The following is a 3923-nucleotide window of genomic DNA, read 5'->3' as shown; positions in this document are numbered from 1 at the left end:
AGTCAAAGAGGCTGTTTTGTGCGAGTGAATCGGGGGCGTTGAAGTGGCGCATGAGTGAAGGTGTGCCTTCTTGTACCAGCTCCCCGAGGCATGATCAAGCACCTTGGACTTTTTGCGCTCGCGTCTGGAAAAAGTTTGGTGGAGAAGCAAAAGCGTTGGCATTCGCCAAGCGATTGCGGAATGCCTTCGAGGAGGAATTCGCAGCAACTGATAAAGTGTATGGTGTCCGAGCGGTCAAAGGCGGCTTCTTTGATGAAGGCAACTCGAAGGGAGTAATGCGTTACTCAGGCGTTGATCGGCAAGGAGTGAAAAAGTATCCCATGTGGAGAGCCGCAATCTATCGGGCCGATGGAAAGCGAGCATATGAAGGCTTTCTGATTAGCAATTTCGCGAATTCAGAAGATGCAAGAAACGCTGCTGAAGATGCCAATCGAAAAAGCATGGCTGAATATCGACTCCGCAAACTTCGGGAAGAGTCGCGTCGCATTCGTGATCTCGCCCGAAGCGGACAATCTGAGAAAGATCCACGAGCCCCCATTTCTCTGTTTCTGCCGCCCGCCGACGTTGAGAGCAAAGTCTGGCGCTACATGGACTTCACGAAGTTTGTTTGGATGTTTGAGCAGCAAGGCATCTTCATGTCACGCATCGACAAGCTTGATGATCCATTCGAGGGGTCGTTCAGTCACGTTAACCAGGAACTGCGCCCGATAGTGCGAAAGTATCTCCACCTAACAGGTGGGTTCAGTGCAGCGGAGATCGTCGAAAAGCTTCGAGAATGGGTTGGCGTGAGTTGCCGGCATGTCAGCAACCATGAATCAGCAGGGATGTGGAAGCTTTATGCGCGAACAGAAGAAGCCGTCTGCATCCAGACAAGCTATGAACGACTGTCCTCCGTTTTGCCATCCGACACCCGCATCGGCATGGTTCGCTATGTGGACTATCAGAAGCAATGGATTCCCGAGAGCAATCCACTCGCGCCATTCATGTTTAAGCGATTGTCGTTCGAGCACGAACAGGAACTCCGCATTTTGAAGCCTTTGGGCGATTTGGCTGCCCTGCAAACGAGTCCGCATGTGCCGCGCAATCCCGACGGTGGAGAACTAATCCCCTGCGACTTGAAGCAGCTCATTGAAGCTGTTCATGTGGCACCAAATGCACCAACATGGTTCGAGGAACTCGTAAAGAAGGTGGTCGAACGCTATTGGGGAACTGCCATTCCGGTGAGGCGCTCTCGCTTGGCTGATTCACCGTTGTGGTGATGGCGGGCAAAGCGCATTCCTCAAACCAACTCCCTCAACGGCGCACCCTGGTCCACGATGAAGTTCGGCCGGCCTTGATGATCCGTGTAGGTCGCGTCGAGAGGCACGCCCATGTGATGATAGATGGTGGCGGCGAGGTCGCCGGGGGTGACGGGGCGTTCGGCGATCTCGCCGCCGGTTTTGTCGGATGCGCCGATGACCTGGCCATGACGGAAGCCGCCGCCGGCGAGGGACATGGACATGACGTGTGGCCAGTGGTTGCGGCCGTCGATGCTGCCTTGCGTGCCGAGGTTTGGGGTGCGACCGAATTCGCCCATGGCGATGATGAGGGTGTCATCAAGCATGCCGCGTTCGGCGAGATCGCTGACGAGCGTGGTGATGACGTGATCGAAAACCGGTAGCAGCGGGCGCAGGCCGTTCCAGATGCCGCCGTAGGGCGGGATGTTGTCGCCGTGCGTGTCCCAGGTGCCGGAGGCACTGTGATTGCTGAGGTCGATGGTGACGAAGGATGAGCCGCGCTCGACGAGACGACGCGCGAGCAATGCTTGTTTGGCCCAATCATGCTCGCCGTAGCGGTCGCGCACTTTTTGCGGTTCCTTGGACAAATCGAAGGCCTCCTGCGCGCGGCCACCGGCGACGATGTCGAAGGCTTTTTGCCCGAAGCTGTCCATCGCGCTCATCATGCCGCTGGCGTCGAGTTCGGCGCGGAGGCCGTCCATCTGCTTGCTGAGCGTCTGGCGGGCATGCAGGCGGTCCATGCTGAGGCCGGAGGGCAGTTGGAAGAGTTTCGTGGCGCTGTTGCCATCGAACGGATCATACTGCGTGCCGAGGTAGCCGCCCCAGGCGACGTGCGAGCGCGATTTCATGTTCAGCACGACGTAGGGCGGCATGGACGGATGATTCGGGCCGCGATGCTTCGCCACGATGCTGCCGAAGGACGGGTAGTACTTCGCCTTCGGGTTTGTGCGCGGCTCGTTGGCGAGATTCGCGGTCTGCATGACCATGTTCGGCTCATGATTGCTGAAACGGCAATCGACCGAGCGGATGAGCGTGAACTGGTCGAGCATCGCGGCCTGCTTCGGCAGATATTCGCAGATGTGTGTGCCAGGCAGCTTCGTTGGGATCGTCTTGAACGGTCCACGATTCTCGATAGGCCGGTCCGGCTTCGGATCCCAGGTGTCGATTTGCGAGGGGCCGCCCGTCATCCACAACAGGATCACCGCTTTGTTGCTCGCTTTGGCTTTTCCTTCCGCACGTAGCTTCATCAGGCCGGGCAAGCTGAGAGCGCCGAGTCCTGCGAGGCTCGTTTTTAAAACCGAGCGCCTGCCATGCACCACGACGCCATCCCGCACACGCGGGTTCATGAACGTGAACGCGTGCGAATCGCTATGACCAGCGCAGGGACGATCGGGAGATGGCATCAACAGTCATACGGGGGTTGAGAAGTGGGTTTAGCCGCAATGCCGTATGAACTTTCTGGTTGGGAGGGCTTGCGGCCCAAAGTGGCCGCAGGAGTCAGCCCAGGGCGTTCGCGCCCTGGGTCGATATAGAAACGATTTCCGATGGAGGTCTGCGCCCCAACGGGGCGCGGGAGAAGCCGATTCAACATGATGGATGAGATCACCACTGAGCGTGCCGAAGCGCTGTTCCCGCGCTCCGTTGGAGCGCCTGCGTTATTTGGGAACGTGTGATGTTGCCAAACCCAGGGCTTGCGCCCTGGGCTGACTCCTTGGGCCTTTCAGGCCAGATGAACGGACGCGAAGGTGACTCACACTCAATTTTTGCTTCACAGCATAGCTACCCCGCCTTCACCAGCGCCACCAGCTCCTGTAGCGACGCTTTGGCATCGCCGAACAGCATGCGGCAGTTGTCGCGCAGGAAGAGGGCGTTTTCGATGCCGGCGAAGCCTTTGCCCATGCTGCGCTTCATCACGATCACGGTGCCGGCCTTCTCGGCCTCGATGATCGGCATGCCATAGATCGGGCTGGACTTGTCTTCGCGCGCGGCGGGGTTCACCACATCGTTTGCGCCGATGACGAGGCACACATCCACGCGATCCATCTCGGGATTGATGGTTTCCATCTCGATGAGCTGGTCATACGGCACATCGGCCTCGGCGAGCAGCACGTTCATGTGGCCGGGCATGCGTCCGGCGACGGGATGGATGGCATAGCTGACCTCGACGCCTTGCTTGGTGAGTTCATCGGCAAGCTGTCGCACCTGATGCTGCGCTTGGGCGACGGCGAGGCCGTAGCCGGGCACGATGACGACACGACTGGCCACGCCGAGCAGCATCGCCGCTTCATCGGCCTGCACGGGCCTTACACTGCCTGTAGCTGCGGCGGGATCGGCAGACGCGCTATTCACTTTGCCGAAGGCGCTGAACAACACGTTCGTCACGGGCCGGTTCATCGCCTTACACATTGCCAGGGTCAGCAGTGTGCCGGAGGAGCCGACCAGCGTGCCCGCGATGATCATGGCGATGTTGTTGATTGCAAAGCCGTCCGCCGCGACGGCGAGACCGGTGAAGGAATTGAGCAGTGAAATGACCACCGGCATGTCAGCACCTCCAATGGGCAGCACCATGAGCACGCCGAGCGCGAGCGCGAGCACGAGGAATAAAACCATGAGCACCATGCTGTGAGAGCCCGTGGCCATCGCGAT

The 3923-nt window shown here is 59.0% G+C and carries 3 protein-coding genes; 1 reads left to right on the top strand and 2 read right to left on the bottom strand.

The genetic code is table 11. From position 1 onward, the window contains the following. A partial coding sequence (locus ACKVY0_RS14125; protein WP_409215475.1) for a hypothetical protein occupies positions 1-1259 on the top strand: 1259 nt, incomplete at its 5' end. 20 nt (positions 1260-1279) lie between these two features. Here ACKVY0_RS14125 and ACKVY0_RS14120 read toward each other — a convergent pair. Continuing rightward, complete coding sequence (locus ACKVY0_RS14120) at positions 1280-2623, bottom strand: DUF1501 domain-containing protein (protein ID WP_409215474.1); 1344 nt, start codon at positions 2621-2623, stop codon at positions 1280-1282. Between the two features lie 433 nt (positions 2624-3056). Beyond that, positions 3057-3923, bottom strand: an 867-nt coding sequence (locus tag ACKVY0_RS14115; RefSeq protein ID WP_409215473.1) for an NAD(P)(+) transhydrogenase (Re/Si-specific) subunit beta, incomplete at its 5' end; no start/stop codon positions are given.

The organism is Prosthecobacter sp. (genome assembly GCF_046154365.1).
Classification (GTDB): Bacteria; Verrucomicrobiota; Verrucomicrobiia; order Verrucomicrobiales; family Verrucomicrobiaceae; genus Prosthecobacter.
The sequence above is the reverse complement of the archived record's forward strand: the minus strand, read 5'-3'. Positions and strand labels throughout refer to the sequence as shown.